Origin of the sequence: Occallatibacter sp., from assembly GCF_049510455.1 — a bacterium.
Classification (GTDB): domain Bacteria; phylum Acidobacteriota; class Terriglobia; order Terriglobales; family Acidobacteriaceae; genus Telmatobacter.
The window spans coordinates 33,868-52,128 of sequence record NZ_JBEKYX010000019.1 but is presented as its reverse complement, the minus strand read 5'-3'; the positions used below and the strand labels follow the sequence as shown (position 1 = coordinate 52,128).

The window sequence follows — 18,261 nt, the reverse complement described above, 5'->3', positions numbered from 1 at the left end:
ACGACGCCCGTCTTTCTGAAGCTCACGAAGGGCGCTCAAGGATGCCGCCATCTTTTGGTTCGGTGTCGCCATGGCAATCCTCCCTGCGGGTTATTACGCGTTTATTATGCCGCGCAAATACAAGTATATTATGATGCGTCAAGACGAGTACAACATGCTGCTCCAACGCAGGTAATTGATGACCAACCACGGTGCAATCGGCACTCTTGCGCTCCCGTTCAAACCGATTTAGATTGTTCCAGTAGTTCTTTTGCCCGCCAGCCCCGATCATCAACACAATCCAGCAAACTCCAGATCGAGGAGATGAACTATGCCCAAACTATGCCTAAACAGCCCAAAATGGGCCTCACAGGACCGCATAGAACCTCACCGTCGCGAGGCTTAACCTATTGTAAATAAAGGAAAACAAGAGGTTTGTTTCTTCACAGATAGGGACTCAAAATCCGCCGAGGGCAACCTCGTGGGGGTTCGACCCCCCTCCAGGCACCAATAAAATCAATGGTTTACAAAATAAACGCATTTTCGGATGCGTTTTTCTGTGCCCAAACTGTGCCCAAACTGCCGAACGCTGTTCTAAATGAATGCCAGCAGCGGTCGATAGAACTTCTGGATCCCCTCAAAAGTCTCTTGAACCGGAAATGTGATCTCAATAGAGCGACTGCTTTTACTCTTCTATAAGTTAGACCTTGCATTTCTGCCGCCGTGTGGAATAATTGCAGGGTATGATCCGACGCGATGCAGAAGAGCGGCTTGTCCAACTACTCAGGCGGTTTCCTGCTGTTGCGCTGCTTGGGCCCAGACAGGTAGGCAAAACAACTCTCGCTCTGAGCCTGGTGGGAGAGGCCGACGTTCCACCCCATTATCTCGACCTGGAGCTTCCTTCAGACCGGGCTAAACTAGCCGACCCCGAGTTGTATCTATCCGCCTATCAAGATCGCTTGGTGATTCTGGATGAGATCCATCGTTTTCCAGGAATTTTCCAGACACTTCGTGGTTTGATCGATCAAAGAAAGCGGAAAGGCAAGCGCACAGGCCAGTTTCTCCTCCTCGGATCAGCATCCATCGATCTTTTGCAACAATCGGCCGAAACTCTTGCAGGCAGGATCGCCTACATGGAGTTGACGCCCTTCCTCGATGACGAGGTCGCCAGTCTCGCCCCCAACGCTACCTCGACACTCTGGGTGAGGGGCGGGTTTCCGGATAGCTTTCTAGCCGAGACCGAAGTTGAGAGCTTCGAGTGGCGCTCCGCATTTATTCAAACCTATCTGGATCGCGATGTGCCGTCTCTCGGGCCGCGCATCCCTGCCGAGACGCTTCACCGCTTCTGGCAGATGCTGGCCCACAACCAAGGGCAGATGTTGAATGCCGCACAGTTAGCATCCGGGTTGGGGATTAGCGGTCAGACGGTCGCTAGGTATCTGGATATCATGGTCGATCTCCTGCTCGTGCGACGCCTGCAGCCGTGGTCTGCCAATGTAGGAAAGCGGCTGGTCCGCTCCCCTAAAGTTTACGTGCGGGATAGTGGTTTGCTCCATACTCTGCTCGGTATACGCGACCAAGAGACCTTGCTAGGGCATCCCGTGGTCGGAGCTAGTTGGGAAGGGATGCTCATCGAAAATATCTTGAGCACAATGCCGGCAAGTACCCCCGCATGGTTTTACCGAACTGCCGTAGGTGCAGAGATTGACCTCGTGCTGGAGGTCAAGCCGAACCAGCGCTGGGCGATCGAGATCAAACGTTCTCTCGGCGACCCAAAGCCGCGGAGAGGGTTCTTTATCGGTTGTGAAGACATCGGGGCTGTAAGGCAAATCGTGCTTTATCCAGGCGATGAGAGTTACAAGCTCGATGCAAAGACTGATGTCATGCCATTGCAGCAACTTCTCTCAGTCGAATTTCCAGGGCTGTTTGCTGCAGATACTTCCCGTTCTGAAGCAGTCCCTGAGGCCAACGGATGAATAAGAAGGATCTTACGGAAGCAGACATCCGCACGAAGTACATCACTCCTGCGGTCCTGGGTCTAAATGGTTCGAAATGGGACTCGATGACTCAGGTCCGCGAGGAATTCTACTTCACCAAGGGCCGGGTGATCGTACGGGGTAAGAGCGTCAAACGCGGCGAAGCAAAAAAAGTCGATTATCTGCTCTACTACAAGCCCAATATTCCCATCGCGGTCATTGAGGCCAAGGACAATGCGCACGCGCTTGGCGATGGCATGCAGCAGGCTCTCGACTACGCCGAGCTCCTAGACATTCCTTTTGCTTATAGCTCCAACGGCGACGGCTTTCTTGAACACGATCGTACAGGAACCGGAGGCCCGGTTGAACGAGAGATTCCCCTGCACCAATTCCCGACTCCAGAAGAGCTATGGGCACGGTACAGCGCGGCAAAGGGATTCTCTCCGGCGCAGGAATCCATTGCGAAACAGGAATATTACGATGACGGTTCCGGGAAGACGCCGCGCTATTACCAACTCAACGCTATCAACCGTACAGTCGAGACCATTGCTCAAGGTGAAGATCGAATTCTTCTGGTCATGGCTACAGGCACCGGTAAGACCTACACGGCATTTCAGATCATCTGGCGTCTTTGGAAGTCCGGGGCAAAGAAACGCATCCTCTTCCTCGTAGACCGCAATATCCTTGCCGACCAAACCAAGACAAATGACTTCAAGCCGTTTGGTCAGGCGATGACCAAAATCACCAACCGCACCGCCGACAAAGCGTTCGAAATCTATCTGGCGCTCTATCAGGCTGTCACCGGGACCGAGGAAGACCAGAACATTTACAAGCAGTTTTCCCCCGACTTCTTCGACCTGATCGTGGTGGACGAGTGCCACCGTGGCAGCGCCGCCGATGATGCAGCATGGCGAAAGGTGCTCACCTACTTCTCGTCAGCCACGCAGATCGGCATGACCGCGACGCCCAAGGAGACGGAGCACGTCTCCAACATCGAGTACTTCGGCGAACCTGCTTTCATCAACTGACAGCGATCTACATGGTCGGGCGAAACCAGAAAGCGACCAAGCCGGTATCGGTGTCTTGCTTTTCCGGCGCTGAGCTTCTCGCTCCAAACCGCTCTTCGCATACCGTTTTTTCCACAGAGACAAATTGACATGTATCGGAAAATGATATATCTATATGTGATATAGGGAATCCTTTGGATGAATCCATCAGCTTCACTCAATAATGACTTGCAAGAGATGCTACCGCTTTCCTCGGCGATCTTCTTCGTACTTTTTGCTCTCGCGGATGGCGAGAAGCATGGATACCTGATCATGCAAGAGATAAAGGTCTTGTCGGACGGCAAACTCCAAATGGGGCCCGCGACTCTCTACACCACGATCCAAAAACTCGCAGACCAGTCGCTCATTGAAGAGGTAGAGAACGACAGCCAGGACCGTCGTCGAAGCTACCGCCTCACACGAACGGGCAAGCAGCTACTCAACGCCGAGTTCTCGCGACAAAACGAAGTTCTTCTTTTAGCGAAAGTAAAAAAGGTGTTTCCACTGAGAGGTAAAGTGTGAGCTCAGTCCTCGAACTCAGTTGCTGGGTCTATAAGCGGATGCTCCCGCTGTATGCAGACAATCTGCGCTACCGGTACGGCGATGAGATGGAGCAGCTCTTCAGGGAGCAGCTCATGGACGCCAGGAAAGAAGGGGTCTCGGGAATTGGCAGGGTCTGGCGATCTGCTGTCTACGATGCGGTCTCTTTAGTGGGGCCAGCCTATCTTGAGCCGGTCAGGCTATGGACTGTGGCGACCCTGCTATCCGCTTCGGTCATCTTTTTAACCACGCTCAGCTTCTGCACCTTCAGGAACACTGGCGTCGTCTACGGTTGTGCGCTGGAGCCAGAGCTGCAGGCAGCGCAGACGAGTGGTCCAGATCCAACCGGCCATCTTGTTCCGATCTCCCAGGGACACAAGATGTTTCTTGAATGCACGGGAGAATCTCAAGGGAAGCCGACCGTCATTCTGGCGACGGGCCGCGGGCTCGGTGCTTCTCAGGACTGGTCCCTGGTCCAGTCGCGTGTCTCGGAGTTCGCCCGTGTGTGCAGTTACGATGCGCTTGGCGTTGGTCAAAGCGATCATGTTCCGGGAGATGATTCGATAAGCGATGTCGTCGAGAACATGCACGATCTCTTTCACTCTGCGCAGTTGCCAGGCCCCTACATTCTTGTTGGGATATCGGCGGGAGGCATTCTCGTTCGACACTATGAGGAGCATTATCCCTCCGATGTGGCAGGCTTCGTCTTCGTCGACTCAGCTCACGAAGAGCAGGTATGGAGAGACGCAGCCATCTCCCCCGCGTTTCCCGGTTCAGACATGGATCTGAAAAGCCTCCAACGTGATGGTCTGCTCCCGCCGCCGCAGCACCTCACCTGGCACGACGACGTCCCGATCATCGTGCTTGAACGGACCGACCTGCCTCCCTGCAGCGCCTTCCCCAGCCTCAGCCAGAGTCAATGCGACCAAATCAATGCCGCCTGGCACAGCTTCCAGGTTGATCTGTCAAGCAGATCGAAATACGGTCAGCTTCGGGCCGTCGTGGGTTCAGGACATGCCATGCACCAGCAGAAACCTGAGGCAATCGCTCAGGCCATTCGCGATGTTTTGGAGGAAGTGAAGCAGCAGAAACTATGACGATTGCGAGAAAGCTGATTTTCCCTTCTGAGCGTCGAGAAGTCTCCAAGCTCCGGGTCACTCCCGAATCACCGCCCACCCGTCAATTACTGGTTGGAAAAACAGCGCCACGCACCTCCGGCGCCGATGATGCTGCCTCAGTCCTTTTTTCCAACTCTGGCGGCATCATGTTGTCCGGAGTGGCGGAATTGAGTGTATTCAGCATCCAAATGGAAATACGTCCAAAAAGGAAAGTTGCCACGAGGTTGCTGGCTTAATCGTCTTGCGCTCCTTTGGTTAGAAGACGCACCCGAACGCCTTAACGCATTATTCTGATGTTTGGTGTAGTGACCCCAGCTTCGGCTGTACCACCGCAAGCCTGCCGTAGGCGGCTTCGAGCTGCTCTTTCAACTCGCGATTGATTACCTCCAGAGTTAGAATGCGGATTCTGAGAGTCGCCACGACTCGTTCGTGCGAGAGCCGCTGCCGATGTTGCAAATTCTCGCCGGCGGAAACGGGCGACGTATTGCGGATCTTCACGATCTTGTCCCGAACGGCCTTCGTTCCGTAGAGCCAGGCCGTCGATACTTTCGCCCGCGTAGCGACACTGCGGAAATTGATCTCCGTTTCTTCAGATAGCATCAGTAGGATCGCCGCGGTCGTACGCCGCATTGCATCCTCGCTGCGACTTCGGGCGTTGCGCTTTAGGCCATCGGTATTCCTAATCATGACTTGCCGGGTGCCCCAGGTCTCCCTCTTTTGGAGACCTGGGATGCCACAAAAGCCAGCCCGTCTTTCTGTCGCCAGCAACCTGTCAGCGGACGTTACTAAAGTCCATTGCCCTTTCGTAACATCCCACCCCAAAGATAATTTGCATGCAATTAAGGGGTTTTGTGCTTTACTCATAATCAGCAGAAGAAAAACCCACGGCCCGAACCCCAAAAGGTTCGGGCCGTCGTCATTTCGCGGAGAATTTATCGATGGCTTTAAGGCTTTTATCAATAACGCTGACCCCTGATCCCTGATCCCTGATCCCTCGGAACTGTGCATACATGCACAGTTCCGAAATGAGGATCGCATAAAGATTTTTCCAGAAACTGTGCAATCCTTCGCAATTCGCACAAAAAAATCATGTTATAAACCAACCCCGCACAGGCTAACTACCGGCATTGTCCGGAACCGAACACTGCACACCAAGCCTGCGGAATCGCCAACCGTCCTATTCAGATTCGGGGCGGGTATAGGGTTTCTGCAGATAGAGGCGGGCTTCGTTGATGGCTCCCTGGGTATTGTCGTTGGTCTGCACGGCAAGGCGGTACTGCTCGACGGCTCGGTCGCGCTGGCCGGTGAGGTCGAAGATTTTGCCGATCTCGATGTGAGCCCAGACTTCGGTCCAGCGGGGCTCGTCATCGCCGCGCAGAGCGTCGCGGTAAGAGTTGATGGCGGACTGGTAGTTGTGCTGGGCGAGAAGAACTTCGCCGATGCGATAGCTGGCGAGCGAGCTTTGCGGATTGGCTTCGAGCGCTTTCTGGTACTCATTGAGGCCGCCGGTGAGGTCGCCCTGAGCGACGAGCTGCTGGCCTTTGAGAATGGCGATGCGAACCTGTAGGTCGGGCGTCGATTTCAGGACCCAGTTTTGCGGGTCGATGCTGATGCGGCGCGGGCGGCCAAAGGTATCCACAACGTACTGCGACTCGGTGCCGACGACATCGACGCGCTTGATCTCGGTCTTGCCTTCGGTTTCGACGCGCAGCTCGACAGGCATGCGGAAGAGATCGAGATCCTGGTTGATTTCGCCGATGGTGCGGAAGCCTTTGTTATTGCCGAGGCGGTAGACAGCGTACTTATTCACGAATGTGGGCGCGCCGGTGCCATCGACCCACTGGGCGAAGAAGGGCGTGAGGTTCTGGCCGGTCTGGGCTTCACACACTTTGGTGAGGTCAGAGCCTCGGATGCCCTGATCGGTATATTGCGAGAGCGTGCCTTTAAGCGAGGCGAGGAACGGCTTGTCGCCGACCTCCCAGCGGAGCATGTGGAAGATCATGGCGCCCTTCCATTGGGTCTGGGACTGAAATTCAGGCGAGAAAGGGCTGAGGCGGCCTGAGGTGGAAAGCGGCGTGATGTCGTAGGCGAGCGCGCCGGCTGCAACATCCTGGAGAGCGGTGTGCATAGCTCCTTTGCCCTGCTCATCTTCGACATACATCAACTCGGCGTAGCTGCTCATGCCGTTGGTGATCCATGCGTCGGAGAGAGTTTTGGGGCTGACCTCAGAACCCCACCACTGACGTGCAAGAGTGTTGGCGAGAAGACGGATGCCGGATTTGTCGCCAGTGCGAGAACCCATGATGGCGGCGATCTCGGGCGCCCAGAAGGCCGGAAGTGTGTCGTCAGGCAGCTCGACAACATTGATATGGGTGGTTTCAGGCTGGCCGAAACTGTCGACGAAGAAGTCGAATTCTTTGGACGCGGTCTGGGCGAGCTGCTCGGCAGCGGCGCGATGCGAGACGGTGAGATAGACCTTGACGGGGCCCGCCGTGGCGGGATCGACGTAGCGGCCGGCGATGACGGTGCCGGGGAAACCGGGTTTGCTCCAGTTGAAGTCGTACTGGTCGCCGGGCTTGCCGTTGGAGAGGCTCACGTTGTGCGGAGCGCCGGTCTGGCCGCTGGCGAAGACGCGCATGCCCTGGGGGACGCGGATTTGCATCTGCGCCGTGAAACGGTTGGTCATGTAGCCGGTGGAAGGGAACCAGCGTGAGGGATAGAAAAGGTAGGTGATGGGCTCCTGAATGGCTGCGAGCTTAAGGCCTTCGATGGGACCATCCTCATTGCCGGTGATGACTCCTTCGTACTCGAAGGTCCAGTGTGCGGGGATGCCGGAGGAGACGGGGGAGTTGGGCACAATGCGGACGGAGCCGTCCGCGGTGCGCTCGCCGGTGAGGAGCTTGCCGGAATCGTCTGTGATCTTGGAGATTTTGAGGGCTGGATGGAAACCGAAGGTGATGAGATCGGAGTTGTCCGGCGCGGTGAAGGTGACGGTAACTTTGGCCTGGAGATGGTGCGCGGTGGGGTCGATCTCTGCGTCAATGGTGTAAGCGGAGACGGTGAGCGTGGGGCGCTCGATGCGCTGGGCCGCGAGGAAGCCGGTGGGGAGCAGGACGAGAAGCGCGAGGATTGATGAGAAGCGGCGGGAGAGAGTGATGGGCGAGCTGATCATGATTGGGTCCTTGCGGTCGGGTCCTGGCGGCGCAGTATCCTTGCGGGAATCTTAACTCTTTTCAACGAGAGCAGTGGCAGCCGGAGTAAGAGAGAGTTGCTGAAGCACGATTTCCGCGACACGGTAGATGGCTGTCTGGCCGTGATGCGGATTAAGCATACCCCTGAGAGCGGCTAACCCCTGCATCATGGACGCTCGTTCGGGGCCATCGGATAGCAAGGGGCGAAGCTCTCTGACGATATTGGACGCGGTGAAGTCGTTTTGGATGAGTTCGGGGACGAGACGGCGGCCCGCGATGAGGTTGGCCATGGCAACGTGGGGGACGGTGACGACGCGTTTGGCAATGGCGTAAGTGAGCGGGGAGACGCGGTAGACGACTACGAAGGGATTGCCGATCAGTGCGGCTTCCACGGTAGCTGTGCCGCTGGCTACGATGCTGGCTCGGGCGTGGTGGAGGGCGTCGCGGGCGTCGTGGACTAGATGGATGGGCAGGCCGGGCATGTGGGTAGCGATGAGCTGGCGGACTTCTTCGCGCTGCGTGGTGGTGAGTGTGGGTGCGAGCGGGAGAAGAAACTCTGGCTCAGGCCATTGCAGGCCGAGGCGGGCGTTTTCGGCGTAATCGTCGTGCAGAAAAAAGGCCGCCTTGAGCGTCTCCGGGAGGTTGGCGCGGATTTCTTTGATGCGGCTGCCGGGGAGGAGGCCGATCCATTGCTTTGTGGAGTCAAGGCCGCTTTCCAGTGCGAATTGATCGCGGGAGATGGTAGGGAGTGGGAGATCAGCTAAGGGATGGCCGACGAATTCGGCGCTGACGTTGCGCTCGCGGTAGAAGGGCTCTTCGAAGGGGAAGATGACGAGCATCTTGTCGATGTATTTCTGAACGAGCTTGATGCGGTGCTTTTTCCAGGCCCATAGCTGAGGGCTGACGAAAAAGATGACGGGGATGCCCTGGGCGTGGAACTCCTTGGCGAGGGCGAAGTGGATGTCGGGGAAGTCGATGAGGATGGCTATGTCAGGTTTGCGACGGCGGATGGAGGCTTTGAGCTTGCGGAATTCGGAGTAGATGCGGGGCAGGTGGCGGACGATTTCCGTGATGCCCATGACGGCTACGTCTTCTGCGCGGACAATGCGGTCGAGACCTGCTTCAACCATGCGCGGGCCTCCCATGCCTATGAAGTTGAGTTCTGCCGGGGATTGTTTGCGGAGGGATTCCATTAGCATTGCGCCGTAATGTTCGCCGCTGGCTTCGCCTGCCGAGATGAAAAGGGTGGGCATGAAAGTACAGGTTACAGGTTTGAGGGGGAGGGAAGGTGGCGATAGGGGGCATTGGTGTAAGCGGGTATTCATGATTCGGAGTCTAAGTTTGCGATAATCTTCGGTCCACAGAGGTTCCTATGAGATTTGACGCTCTATCGAGCGGCTTCCGGGCGAGTTTGTGTTTTGCTGTGGTTCTTGTGATCAGGTGCGTAGTTGTGGCACAAGCTCCCGCTCCGCAGGCAGATGGGCAACAGGGTGCGCAGGTTAATGTGCCGCCTCCGCCGCAGGCTGAGTTCTTGAATCGCATTCCAGCGACGCAGATGACGTTTCTCAATGATTATGCGAACAAGACTACAAAGGAATTGTGGAAGGATAAGCGGTTCAAGGAGCTGTTAAAGGCTATTACGCCGCGGACGACATATCACTATGGGCGCGATTTGGGGCTCTCCGACGCGCTTGAGGAGGTGCTGACTGGAAGCCCGCTGCCGGTAGATGTGCAGGATGGGCGGTATGTGCTGGTGACGAGCCAGGGAGGGCCGATTCTGCAGGGGCGCGGGTTTGTATGGTTCGACATGCAGGAGGGTATTGGGCTGGGCGGTGTGTACTTTCACCCGGTGAATGGTGAGCCTACGCCGACGCTGGCTGTCTTTTCGAAGCAACTGAAGACGGATGCGTTGGCGTGGAGCCAGTTGCCGGCAGCCTTTCGACAGGCCGCGATGGGGTGGTCGCGCAGCTCCCAAGTGCCGGTGATTACGGTGACGTATTTCATTCCGGAGAATGGGAAGAAGTATGCGCTGATTCATGATGAGGATTACTGCGTGCCGAGGGCTGCCGCGGACGATCTGTGCCAGCAGCGGAACGCCGATGCCGCCGACGCGGATATGAATGCAGCCTACTTTATGGATGAGACCGGGCACGCGGCCAATGCCACGGCGTGGATGCTGAATGGCGAGCAGACGGCCTGGATCGGGATCCGGCAGAGCACGTGCGGCGCCGCGCTGGCCTGCCGGATTGCGGTGACGCGAAGAAGGACGACTGTACTACTTCGCCGCTGAGGCGGTGACAGCGACTTCCGCGGGCTGACTGGCGGTGCGGCGGGAGCGGACAGCGGCGGCTAGCTCGGTGAGCATGCCGTGGGTTGTGCGCCAGTCGACGCAGCCGTCAGTAATGCTTTGGCCGTATACGAGTTTGTTGAGGGGCGTGCCGGATTCCAGCTTCTGTGCACCGGCGATGAGATTGCTCTCGATCATGACGCCGAGAATGTCGCGGTTGCCCGCTGCGATCTGTTCGGCGATCTCATGGCAGACGATGGGCTGGCGGTTGTAATCCTTGCTGCTGTTGGCGTGGCTACAGTCGATCATGATGCGCGGGTCGAGGCCGGCGGCTACCATGCGGCGGCTGACTTCCTCGACGCTGGCGGCGTCGTAGTTGGTGGTGTTGCGGCCGCCGCGGAGAATGATATGGGTGTCGCGGTTGCCGGTGGTGCGGAAGATGGCGGATTGGCCGTTCTTGGTGTGGCCCAGGAAGGTGTGCGAGATGGCGGCGGAGAGGAGGGCGTCAATGGCGATCTGCACGTTGCCGGAGGTGCCGTTTTTGAAGCCTACGGGGCAGGAGATGCCGCTGACCAGTTCGCGGTGACCCTGGCTTTCTGTGGTGCGCGCGCCGATGGCTCCCCAGGCGACAAGGCCGGCGAGATACTGCGGGGAGATCATGTCGAGAAACTCGGTGCCGGAAGGGACGCCCATCTCGTTGAGATCGAGGAGCAGGTTGCGAGCAAGGCGCAGGCCGTCGTTGATCTGGAAGGATTCATTGAGAAACGGGTCGTTGATGAGCCCCTTCCAGCCTACGGTGGTGCGGGGCTTCTCGAAGTAGACGCGCATGACAATGCGGAGGTCGCGTCCGAATTCTTTGATGGCGGATTGCAGCTGGCCGGCGTATTCGACGGCGGCTTTGGTGTCATGGATGGAGCAGGGGCCGACGAGGACCAGCAGGCGCGAGTCACGCTTGGCGAGAATCTGCGTGATGTCGATGCGCGAATTGAAGATGGTGGCGGCGGCGTTTTCCGAGACCGGCCGCTCTTCTTCGAGGAAAATCGGGGGGAGAACGACTTTATTGGAGAGAATCCGGAGATCTTCAATTAAGGGCTGCATCGTTATGGGTTCCTGCAAAGAGAATTAGGCGCTTTCAAGACGTACGAGGCGACGCTCGTGGCCTCGGGCGATTTCGGCCAAGACTTCGAGGCCCGCGCGTTGCGATTCGATAGCTTTGTATTGAAATTCGGTATCTGTGCGTTGCGATTCGATGGCTGCCTGTTGAGCAATTGCAGCGTCGCGGAGGGCTTCGCTGCTCATACGCAGAGCTTCAAAATCTGCGCGGTGGGATTCCACTGACTCGCTTAGCCTGGTGGTGGAAGCCTGGAGGGCGTGGACGTCGGCGGTGAGGATTTCGAGCGACTGGGCGAGCGCTTCGTGGCGTTCTGTGAGCCGATCCAGTCTTTCGTCGATTGTCATGCCCATCTCCGTCCGAATGCGCCGTTTCAGATCTGTATGTCTGTTACTTCATATTTTGACATAAAGCAGTCTGAAAGGATGGTGCGTTCAGTGGGAGTAGCGCTGCTCGCCGGCTTCGATGGGGATGGTAAGGCGGTTTTGCGGGGGTGGGAGCGGGCAGGTGGCGTAGGGAGTGTAGGCACAGGGAGGGTTGTAGAGCTGGTTGAAGTCAAGGATGAGCGTGCCGGGCTTGTCGAGGCCGTGATCGGGGAATGGGGTGCGGAGAAAGCGTGCGGCCTCATAGGTGGTGGTCTTGCTGGTTTCATCGCGGAGGATGAAGAAGAGCGTGGAGTCGTGCGGGTCTTCGATGACTGGCTCGAGACGGAGGGTTTTGCCGTTGAGGGTGAATTCGGCGAGGCCAGGCGCGGGCAGGTTGAGCGTGGTGCCGATGATGGTGGGGATTTTTTCAGTGTGCCCCGGCGGATAGGGGATCCATTTGGCTTCAACGGCGTAGTTGAGATCCGGGGCGTACCAGTGGAGGCCGTTGAAGCCAGTACGGGCAGGCGAGTTGGCATCCTTGATGCGGAGGGCGTAGCGGTCGCCGCGTTCGAGGACGACCATGGTGATTCCTTGCCAGGTCATGGTGGAGGGATTGTCGCCGTCGGTTGAGAGCTTGTCCTCGCGGGCGGGCTTGCCGTTGACCTGGAAGTTGGCGGGAAAGCCGGTGGGGTAGGAGAGAAGCTGGATGGTCTTGCCGGAAACGGTGATGATGCCGAAGTGCTCGGGAGCCTTGGCTTTGATGGGGACGGAGTTGTCGGCAGCGGCGCCGAAGCTGTTGCCGCCGGATTTGAGCCATTCGAGACCGATCAGGGTGAGCCAGCCGTCAGGTGCGGAGAGTTCTTTGTCTCGCTGTGCGCGCCAGGTGGCGATGCGCTGTTTCCATTGGGCTGCGGCGTCGGCAGCGTTTTTGGGCGCGGCGGAGGTTTGGGCAGGGAGCGCTAGCGCAGAGGAAAAGATGCTCGCGAGGAGAATGATCCGCTTCAGCATGACGCTTCTATTATGACGCTTTGGCTGTGGCGCCGTTTGGAATTCACTGGTTGATGATCATGGAACGTTAATCGGAGATTGAGCGATGAGATGCACGTTTCCAGGAACCTTTCTCGCGTCATTTCCGAAAACGCAACTTTGTGGGAACCTCGGCGGAAAGACGCAAAACAGACAATGCTATGGGCGTTAGTGCTAAACTTCACCGCATTCAGGCCTGTATGTCGCTGGCGTCATCTGATCATCTTTCTATCGCTTGATGAGGTTTTCAACTCTTGAGGTTTTCGCGTGGATATTATCCTCCATAGGAGCGGCCTCATCTCTCTCCTTATCCTCACAGCACTTGCGAGGCTATCCATCGTAGCGCAGGTCACCGCGCCCTCTTTCGCGGTCGTCTCCATAAAGCCCAACTTGGACGGCCACAACGGCAACATCATGTTCACGCGTGATGGCTTTTCTGGAACGAACTACGAGCTCTCAGAACTCATCCGAGACGCCTTTCGTCTGCGTAGCCCCGTCCAACTCGTTGGTCTCCCATCATGGGCGCGGTCAGCGCACTACGACATTGAAGCAAAGATCGATCCCGACGATGCCTCAACGTTTCAGGCCCTGTTCAAGCAGCCTGACGGCTATCATCACGCGCAAGCTATGCTCGAGCCGGTGCTGACCGACCGCTTCACCCTGCGCTTCCATTGGGAACAGCGCGTGCTGCCCATTTATTCACTCGAACTCATTCACAACAGTAGCCATCTACACCCCTCCAACCCTGCCGACGCAGACAAACCCTTGCACCTGGGCGAAATGACGTTCTATCCGGGAAGCATAGCGCGCACGCGAGACGGCAAAGTCGTTGCACACGGCATCCACCTTAAGTTCCTTGCCGACATGCTTATGGGCGAAACTCACACCATCGTAGAAGACGATACTCATCTCGCGGGTCTTTACGACATCGATATGCAGATACCTGATGCTCCCGCTACTGACGCGCCCATTGCAACATCATCGCTCGATAGCGGAGATTCACTCATAGATGAGCTTTATCAGCTCGGTCTAAAGCTCGTCCCAATCAAAGCGACGGAGCAAGTTCTCGTTATTGACAGCATTCAACGCCCATCGGCCAACTAGGCGCGACGACCCGATAAAGACAGAAGGGTTTCGCGGACTTGCTGGATAATTCCCCCCCAAAGCGTTTTAGGAAACTCCTGGGATTGGTGCCGACAAGTCGGCTTGCAGGAAGTTATGCATAGCGCCAGTGATGGTTTTCCGTAAATCTGAAATTTCAAAATGATCCGCTGCCGAGGCTTTCTACGAAATGGCGCAGACCGGGTGGGTGCGCCAGGTTACTTGCCGGACGGGTGTCGTGCGGCGACGTTGAGAGGGATTTCGATTGATCCGGAGCGATTGCCGCTTTCGTCCACTATGGCGGCGCGGAGGTAGACGTAGCCGCTGGGGAGGTCGATCTCCTGATGAAACTGCAGGCCGGAGGCGAGGTATTTCTGGTACAGCGAAGTATCGAGGCTGATGTCGCCGCCGTCTTTGACCTGGTTGAGGAGTTTTCCGCTGGTGTCATAGGCGACGAGGACGAGCGAGAAGGCGCCTTTGCGGGAGCCGTCCGTCTGTTGCGTGAAGGGGATGCCGTGGAGATCGACGATCCAGTTGATCCTGTAACGCATGGTAGTGGAGTTGGCTGCTGGTTGGATGCCTTCCTTGGGTGTAGCGCTGAGCTTGAAGAGGATTTGCGCAGATGAGGGAGCGCCGTGGAGCAGCACAAAAGAGACGTCTGTGGAAGATGGAATTCTTACGGTAGAAGGCAACGAGGCGGGATCTTCGGCGAAGTAGCCTCGCCGGTAATCGAGGCGAGCCTTCGGGGAATCGGCTTTGATAGCGATCTTGCGGAATTTGCCGTCGTAGGCGGTGTCGGTGGGTGCGTAGGCGATGGTGTAGTAGTGCGAGCCGATCTGCTGCACGGAGCGGATGGCTGCGCCGAGATCGGTACTGGAATAGAAAGCGCGGCCTCCGGTCTGGTCGGCGAGAGCGTTCATTGTGCTGTGCGCATCGATTTCGCTGGAGGCCTGGTCGTTATCCTGACCTAGCGTTCTGCTGGAGTCATGCAGCGTGCCGGTGTTAGGCATATCCGTATTGAACATGGTGTTGCCGGCGGGGCCGCTGGCAAGCACGGGATAGATTGCCACGCGCGCCCGCGATACCAGCTCACTTGTCGAGCTGACGGCCGAGGAATAGTCGCGGGAGGATTCGCTGCGCATTGCATTGTCATGACCAACGCCGCTGAGCGAAAGGGGAAACGAGCCGGAGAACCAGATCACATTTTTGCGCCCTGGCAGCGCACCGAGATAGGCGGCCAGCGATCGTATGGCATCAAGCGTAGGACCTACGCGCGCGTCGTCACGCAATGTCTCCTCGTGTGACACGTAGGTGGCTTTAAGCCCGGTTGCCTCTGCGGCTACAGCGCTGCTGCCGGTGAATGGGTCGGGAATCCCATCGTAATAGGAGTCATGGCCGGGATCGTCGGTGAGGCGGGATTGCTTTGGCCGGGCGTTGAGTTGATTCAACGCGGCGCTGAGGACGGAGGGATCTGCGTTGAAGCCCTGGACCATGCTGAGGTGTTCGTTGAGGGCGAAGATGGCGATCTGGACTCCGGCAGGAACCAGACGGAGGTATTGGAGCATCGCAAGGTGGACTTTTGCCTGGTCAGCTATAGGGGTATTGAGAGAGTCCATGAGCAGGACAAGGAACGGGCCGTGGGTGGGAGCGGATTGGAAGTTTGAGTAGACGTCGGGTGGAAGCTGGAGGGGTGGCGCGTTGGATGCGGGTGTGTTCGAGGGTAGTGCGTCGTTGTGCTCTTCAAAGAATACGACGGTTTGTGGCGCGCCGTTTTCAGTGATATGTAGTTGCTCTTTTGTAAGGCCTCGAATGGGCTGGCCATTGTTGTCGGTGACAACGACGTCAACGAGGACGTTGTTGACGGTTTTCTTGAGGATGGTTTGATTGTCGGGCGACGCGGGAGGCACTTGTGCGGCGGATAGGGAGACGGCGAGAAAGAAAGAGGCAAGCAGGAACGGGTATTTCCGCATGAGAAAGACAGCCTCCGCAGGAAAGAATTTGCTGCCTCTCATTATGACTCCAGGGAGTTGCAGTAAGTTTCAGACGATACGGCGCAGGGCGGGAAGGCGGACGAGCGGATCGCTTAAAAGCCAGCAAGCGACGATGGTAAGCGAGCCTGTGACGGCGAATTTGATGAGGGCGGGAGCAGACCAGCCGTGGAGCAGCAGCGAGATGAGGACGAGAACGGGCGGATGGATGATGTATACGGCGTAGGCGCGGCGGCTTAACCAGGGCCATAGATTCGAGGGCTGGTTCTGCCATTTGCGGAAGGCGAGCAGCCATGCGGCGATGAGGCCCCAGGCTACGAAGGGTTCCCAGAAGGCATAGAAGATGGCGGACCAGGAAAGACCGCCGGAGAAGTTGGATTTGCCGCTGTCGCTATGCGTGGTGGCGAAGTAGGTGGCGACGGGCATGCCGATCCAGAACAGTGTGGCGCGGAGGATCGACAATCGGGCGTTTTTCCAGGTGAGCTGGCTGAGCCAGTCGAAACGCCAGGCGGCGATGGCGATGGCGAAGAGGAAGATGTAGCTGGAGAAATAGGCTAGCTGTAGGCCCCACACGTTGACGCCGACGGGGACGAACTGGCGGATGAGAAGTGCGCCGGCTCCGACGGCGACTGCACTGAGAAACCACCAGATGTTTGACGGGACTGGCTTGGGGGTGCGCTCGGATTGAGTGAGCGGCGCGCCGGCGAGTTTGCGCCAAAGGCAATAGGCCAAAGAGAAGATCAGGAGGGCTTGCGCGAACCAGAGCGGGCCGTTGATGAACTGCTTGTGGTTCCAGAGCCAGACGAAGGTGGCCCAGAAGCTGTGGCCTGCAAACGCTTCGACGATGGCGGCTGTGAGTGGGCCGAGGAAGAGACCGAAGGCGAGCAAAGGGATGCCGAGACGTAGGAAGCGATCCCAGAGGAAGCGGGCGTAGCCTTTGCGTTCGAGCGAGAGCGGCGTGAAGTAACCCGCGAGAAGGAAGAAGAAGCCCATGAAATAGGCTTGGTTAGTGGTGCAGAAAAGAATCAATAGGCGGCTTGCTGGAGTAGCGGAGGGCGGAAGCTCACGCCAGAACCAGCCGCCGATGGCGCCATAAGTGAGGGCGGTGTGGTGGAGGATGACGAGGGCTGTCATGACGACCCGCAGTCGGTCGATGTAGAGCTCACGTTCTGGCATCGGCCCATCGTACACGGAAATAAGCTAAACTCTACGCACACCTTGACAGTAACAGGAGCAGATTTTTAAAATTGAAGAGGAAACCTCCATCCGTATTCTGGTCAAGCTCATTATTTTGTTCGGTTTAAGTCCGGAGTTGGAGAGTGAAGGAGCGGCGCGATGAGTGAGGCGCACGTCAGTCCGCGGGAGCGGCTGGTGCTGATGGCCATCATCGAACTCTATATTGCTACCGGCGAGCCAGTGGCTTCGCAGGCGGTAGCGCACGTTTTCGCGGACCGGGAGGGGATGAGCTCGGCAACGATCCGGAATGTGATGGCGTCTCTTGCCGATGCGAGATTGCTGGAGCAGCCGCATACTTCGGCGGGGCGGGTGCCAACGGCGGCAGCATTTCGCTACTACGTTGAACAGATTACGCAGACGGGGCAACTGGCTGCGGGCGCGGCGACGAGTGAGCCTGAGCGGAATGCATTGAATCCGAATGTGTTGAGTCAAAGTGCATTGAGCCGGGAGCGGCGCGAGCAGATTGAAGACAGCTTTACAGGGGTTGCGAGCGCGAATGAGTATCTGCAGCGAACCTCACAGGTGCTGGCGCTGCTTTCGAACGGGTTGGGTGTGGCGCTGGCGAGCACGACGGGAACCCAGGTGCTGGAGCATATTCACTTTTCGCGGTTGGCTGCCGGGCGTGTGCTGGCGGTGCTGGTGACTCAGGCCGGGGTGGTTCACGACCGGGTGCTGGCACTGGATCGCGAGTTGGCGCATGTGGAGCTGGAGACGGCGGCGCGGTACCTGAATGAAAATTTTCGCGGCTGGCCGGTGGAGCGGATCCGGGTTGAGGTAACGAAGCGCATGGAGGCTGAGCGCGAGGCGTATCGCGCGTTGCTGACCAGCGTGGAGGAACTTTGCAGGAAAGGTGCGCTGACGAGCGACACGAACTCGATATTTGGCCCGACGGTGTTTGTGGACGGAATGGCGAACCTGATTGCGGCGGAGGTAGACCGCGAGCGGCTGAGGCAGATGCTTGTGACGCTTGAGGCTAAGCAGCGGCTGGTGGAACTGCTGACAGCGTATGTGGATGGCCGGGAGCAGGAAGTACGCGTGGTGGTGGGGTTGGATACGGCGTCGCCTGCGATGCAGGATCTTGTGCTGATCGGCGCACAGGCGCGGCTGGGCGATGCGAGTCAGGGCTCGGTTTTGGGAACGGTGGCGCTGATTGCGCCGACGCGCATCCAATATCAGGAAATGATTCACGCTGTGCGGTATATCGCGCAGCTCTCGGAGAGAATTGTTGGAGCGAGGGAATAGGTACCAGGGAATAGAAAACAAAGGCAGCGAGTTAGCGCGCTTTGCGCGCGGCGAG

Annotated in this window: 17 protein-coding genes; 8 read left to right on the top strand and 9 right to left on the bottom strand. The window is 57.6% G+C overall.

What is annotated here, in order from left to right; genetic code table 11:
* Positions 1-22 precede the first annotated feature (22 nt).
* Positions 23-271 (bottom strand): hypothetical protein, encoded by a 249-nt coding sequence (locus ABSG47_RS05520; protein WP_424167458.1) that lies wholly within the window; start codon positions 269-271, stop codon positions 23-25.
* A gap of 451 nt (positions 272-722) precedes the next feature.
* On the opposite strand from ABSG47_RS05520, the gene ABSG47_RS05515 reads away from it, so the two are divergent.
* From ABSG47_RS05515 to ABSG47_RS05495, 5 genes are all read left to right on the top strand, one after another.
* On the top strand, positions 723-1,955 hold the full coding sequence (locus ABSG47_RS05515; RefSeq protein ID WP_424167456.1) for an ATP-binding protein: 1,233 nt from the start codon (positions 723-725) through the stop codon (positions 1,953-1,955).
* Positions 1,952-2,983, top strand: a complete 1,032-nt coding sequence (gene hsdR, locus ABSG47_RS05510) for an EcoAI/FtnUII family type I restriction enzme subunit R (protein ID WP_424167454.1) — start codon at positions 1,952-1,954, stop codon at positions 2,981-2,983. Before ABSG47_RS05515 ends, hsdR begins: the two co-directional genes overlap by 4 nt.
* Positions 2,984-3,160: 177 nt before the next feature.
* Positions 3,161-3,523, top strand: a complete 363-nt coding sequence (locus ABSG47_RS05505) for a PadR family transcriptional regulator (RefSeq protein WP_424167451.1) — start codon at positions 3,161-3,163, stop codon at positions 3,521-3,523.
* Entirely contained in the window at positions 3,520-4,638 is a 1,119-nt protein-coding gene (locus ABSG47_RS05500) for an alpha/beta fold hydrolase (RefSeq protein WP_424167448.1), read from the top strand. The genes ABSG47_RS05505 and ABSG47_RS05500 overlap by 4 nt, the downstream gene beginning before the upstream one ends.
* Complete coding sequence (locus tag ABSG47_RS05495) at positions 4,635-4,895, top strand: hypothetical protein (RefSeq protein ID WP_424167446.1); 261 nt, start codon at positions 4,635-4,637, stop codon at positions 4,893-4,895. Before ABSG47_RS05500 ends, ABSG47_RS05495 begins: the two co-directional genes overlap by 4 nt.
* A gap of 49 nt (positions 4,896-4,944) precedes the next feature.
* Here the strand turns inward: ABSG47_RS05495 and ABSG47_RS05490 are convergent, their stop codons facing one another.
* From ABSG47_RS05490 to lpxB, 3 genes are all read right to left on the bottom strand, one after another.
* A complete protein-coding gene (locus ABSG47_RS05490; protein ID WP_424167444.1) occupies positions 4,945-5,346 on the bottom strand; it encodes a DUF6262 family protein in 402 nt (133 codons plus the stop codon).
* A gap of 490 nt (positions 5,347-5,836) precedes the next feature.
* Positions 5,837-7,831, bottom strand: a complete 1,995-nt coding sequence (locus tag ABSG47_RS05485; protein WP_424167442.1) for a M1 family aminopeptidase — start codon at positions 7,829-7,831, stop codon at positions 5,837-5,839.
* A 51-nt stretch (positions 7,832-7,882) separates the two neighbouring features.
* On the bottom strand, positions 7,883-9,103 hold the full coding sequence (gene lpxB, locus ABSG47_RS05480; RefSeq protein ID WP_424167440.1) for a lipid-A-disaccharide synthase: 1,221 nt from the start codon (positions 9,101-9,103) through the stop codon (positions 7,883-7,885).
* Positions 9,104-9,222: 119 nt separating this feature from the next.
* On the opposite strand from lpxB, the gene ABSG47_RS05475 reads away from it, so the two are divergent.
* The gene (locus ABSG47_RS05475) at positions 9,223-10,140 is read left to right on the top strand and encodes a lysozyme inhibitor LprI family protein (protein ID WP_424167438.1); all 918 of its coding nucleotides are present in this window, start codon (positions 9,223-9,225) and stop codon (positions 10,138-10,140) included.
* Here the strand turns inward: ABSG47_RS05475 and ABSG47_RS05470 are convergent.
* The 3 genes from ABSG47_RS05470 to ABSG47_RS05460 all read right to left on the bottom strand — a co-directional run bounded on the left by ABSG47_RS05470 (position 10,126) and on the right by ABSG47_RS05460 (position 12,621).
* Entirely contained in the window at positions 10,126-11,235 is a 1,110-nt protein-coding gene (locus ABSG47_RS05470; protein WP_424167436.1) for a 3-deoxy-7-phosphoheptulonate synthase, read from the bottom strand. The genes ABSG47_RS05475 and ABSG47_RS05470 overlap by 15 nt on opposite strands.
* Before the next feature lie 24 nt (positions 11,236-11,259).
* Positions 11,260-11,595, bottom strand: coding sequence for a hypothetical protein (locus ABSG47_RS05465; protein WP_424167433.1), 336 nt, complete (start codon positions 11,593-11,595; stop codon positions 11,260-11,262).
* A gap of 87 nt (positions 11,596-11,682) precedes the next feature.
* Positions 11,683-12,621, bottom strand: coding sequence for a DUF1684 domain-containing protein (locus ABSG47_RS05460; RefSeq protein WP_424167430.1), 939 nt, complete (start codon positions 12,619-12,621; stop codon positions 11,683-11,685).
* Positions 12,622-12,906: 285 nt separating this feature from the next.
* Here ABSG47_RS05460 and ABSG47_RS05455 point away from each other — a divergent pair, with 285 nt between their 5' ends.
* Positions 12,907-13,743, top strand: coding sequence for a TIGR03435 family protein (locus ABSG47_RS05455; protein WP_424167427.1), 837 nt, complete (start codon positions 12,907-12,909; stop codon positions 13,741-13,743).
* Positions 13,744-13,958: 215 nt separating this feature from the next.
* On the opposite strand, the gene ABSG47_RS05450 is transcribed toward ABSG47_RS05455, so the two are convergent.
* Complete coding sequence (locus ABSG47_RS05450; RefSeq protein ID WP_424167425.1) at positions 13,959-15,752, bottom strand: VWA domain-containing protein; 1,794 nt, start codon at positions 15,750-15,752, stop codon at positions 13,959-13,961.
* A 27-nt stretch (positions 15,753-15,779) separates the two neighbouring features.
* On the bottom strand, positions 15,780-16,904 hold the full coding sequence (locus ABSG47_RS05445) for an acyltransferase family protein (RefSeq protein ID WP_424167422.1): 1,125 nt from the start codon (positions 16,902-16,904) through the stop codon (positions 15,780-15,782).
* A 159-nt stretch (positions 16,905-17,063) separates the two neighbouring features.
* Here ABSG47_RS05445 and ABSG47_RS05440 point away from each other — a divergent pair, with 159 nt between their 5' ends.
* Complete coding sequence (locus tag ABSG47_RS05440) at positions 17,064-18,206, top strand: HrcA family transcriptional regulator (protein ID WP_424167419.1); 1,143 nt, start codon at positions 17,064-17,066, stop codon at positions 18,204-18,206.
* Positions 18,207-18,261: the final 55 nt, after the last annotated feature.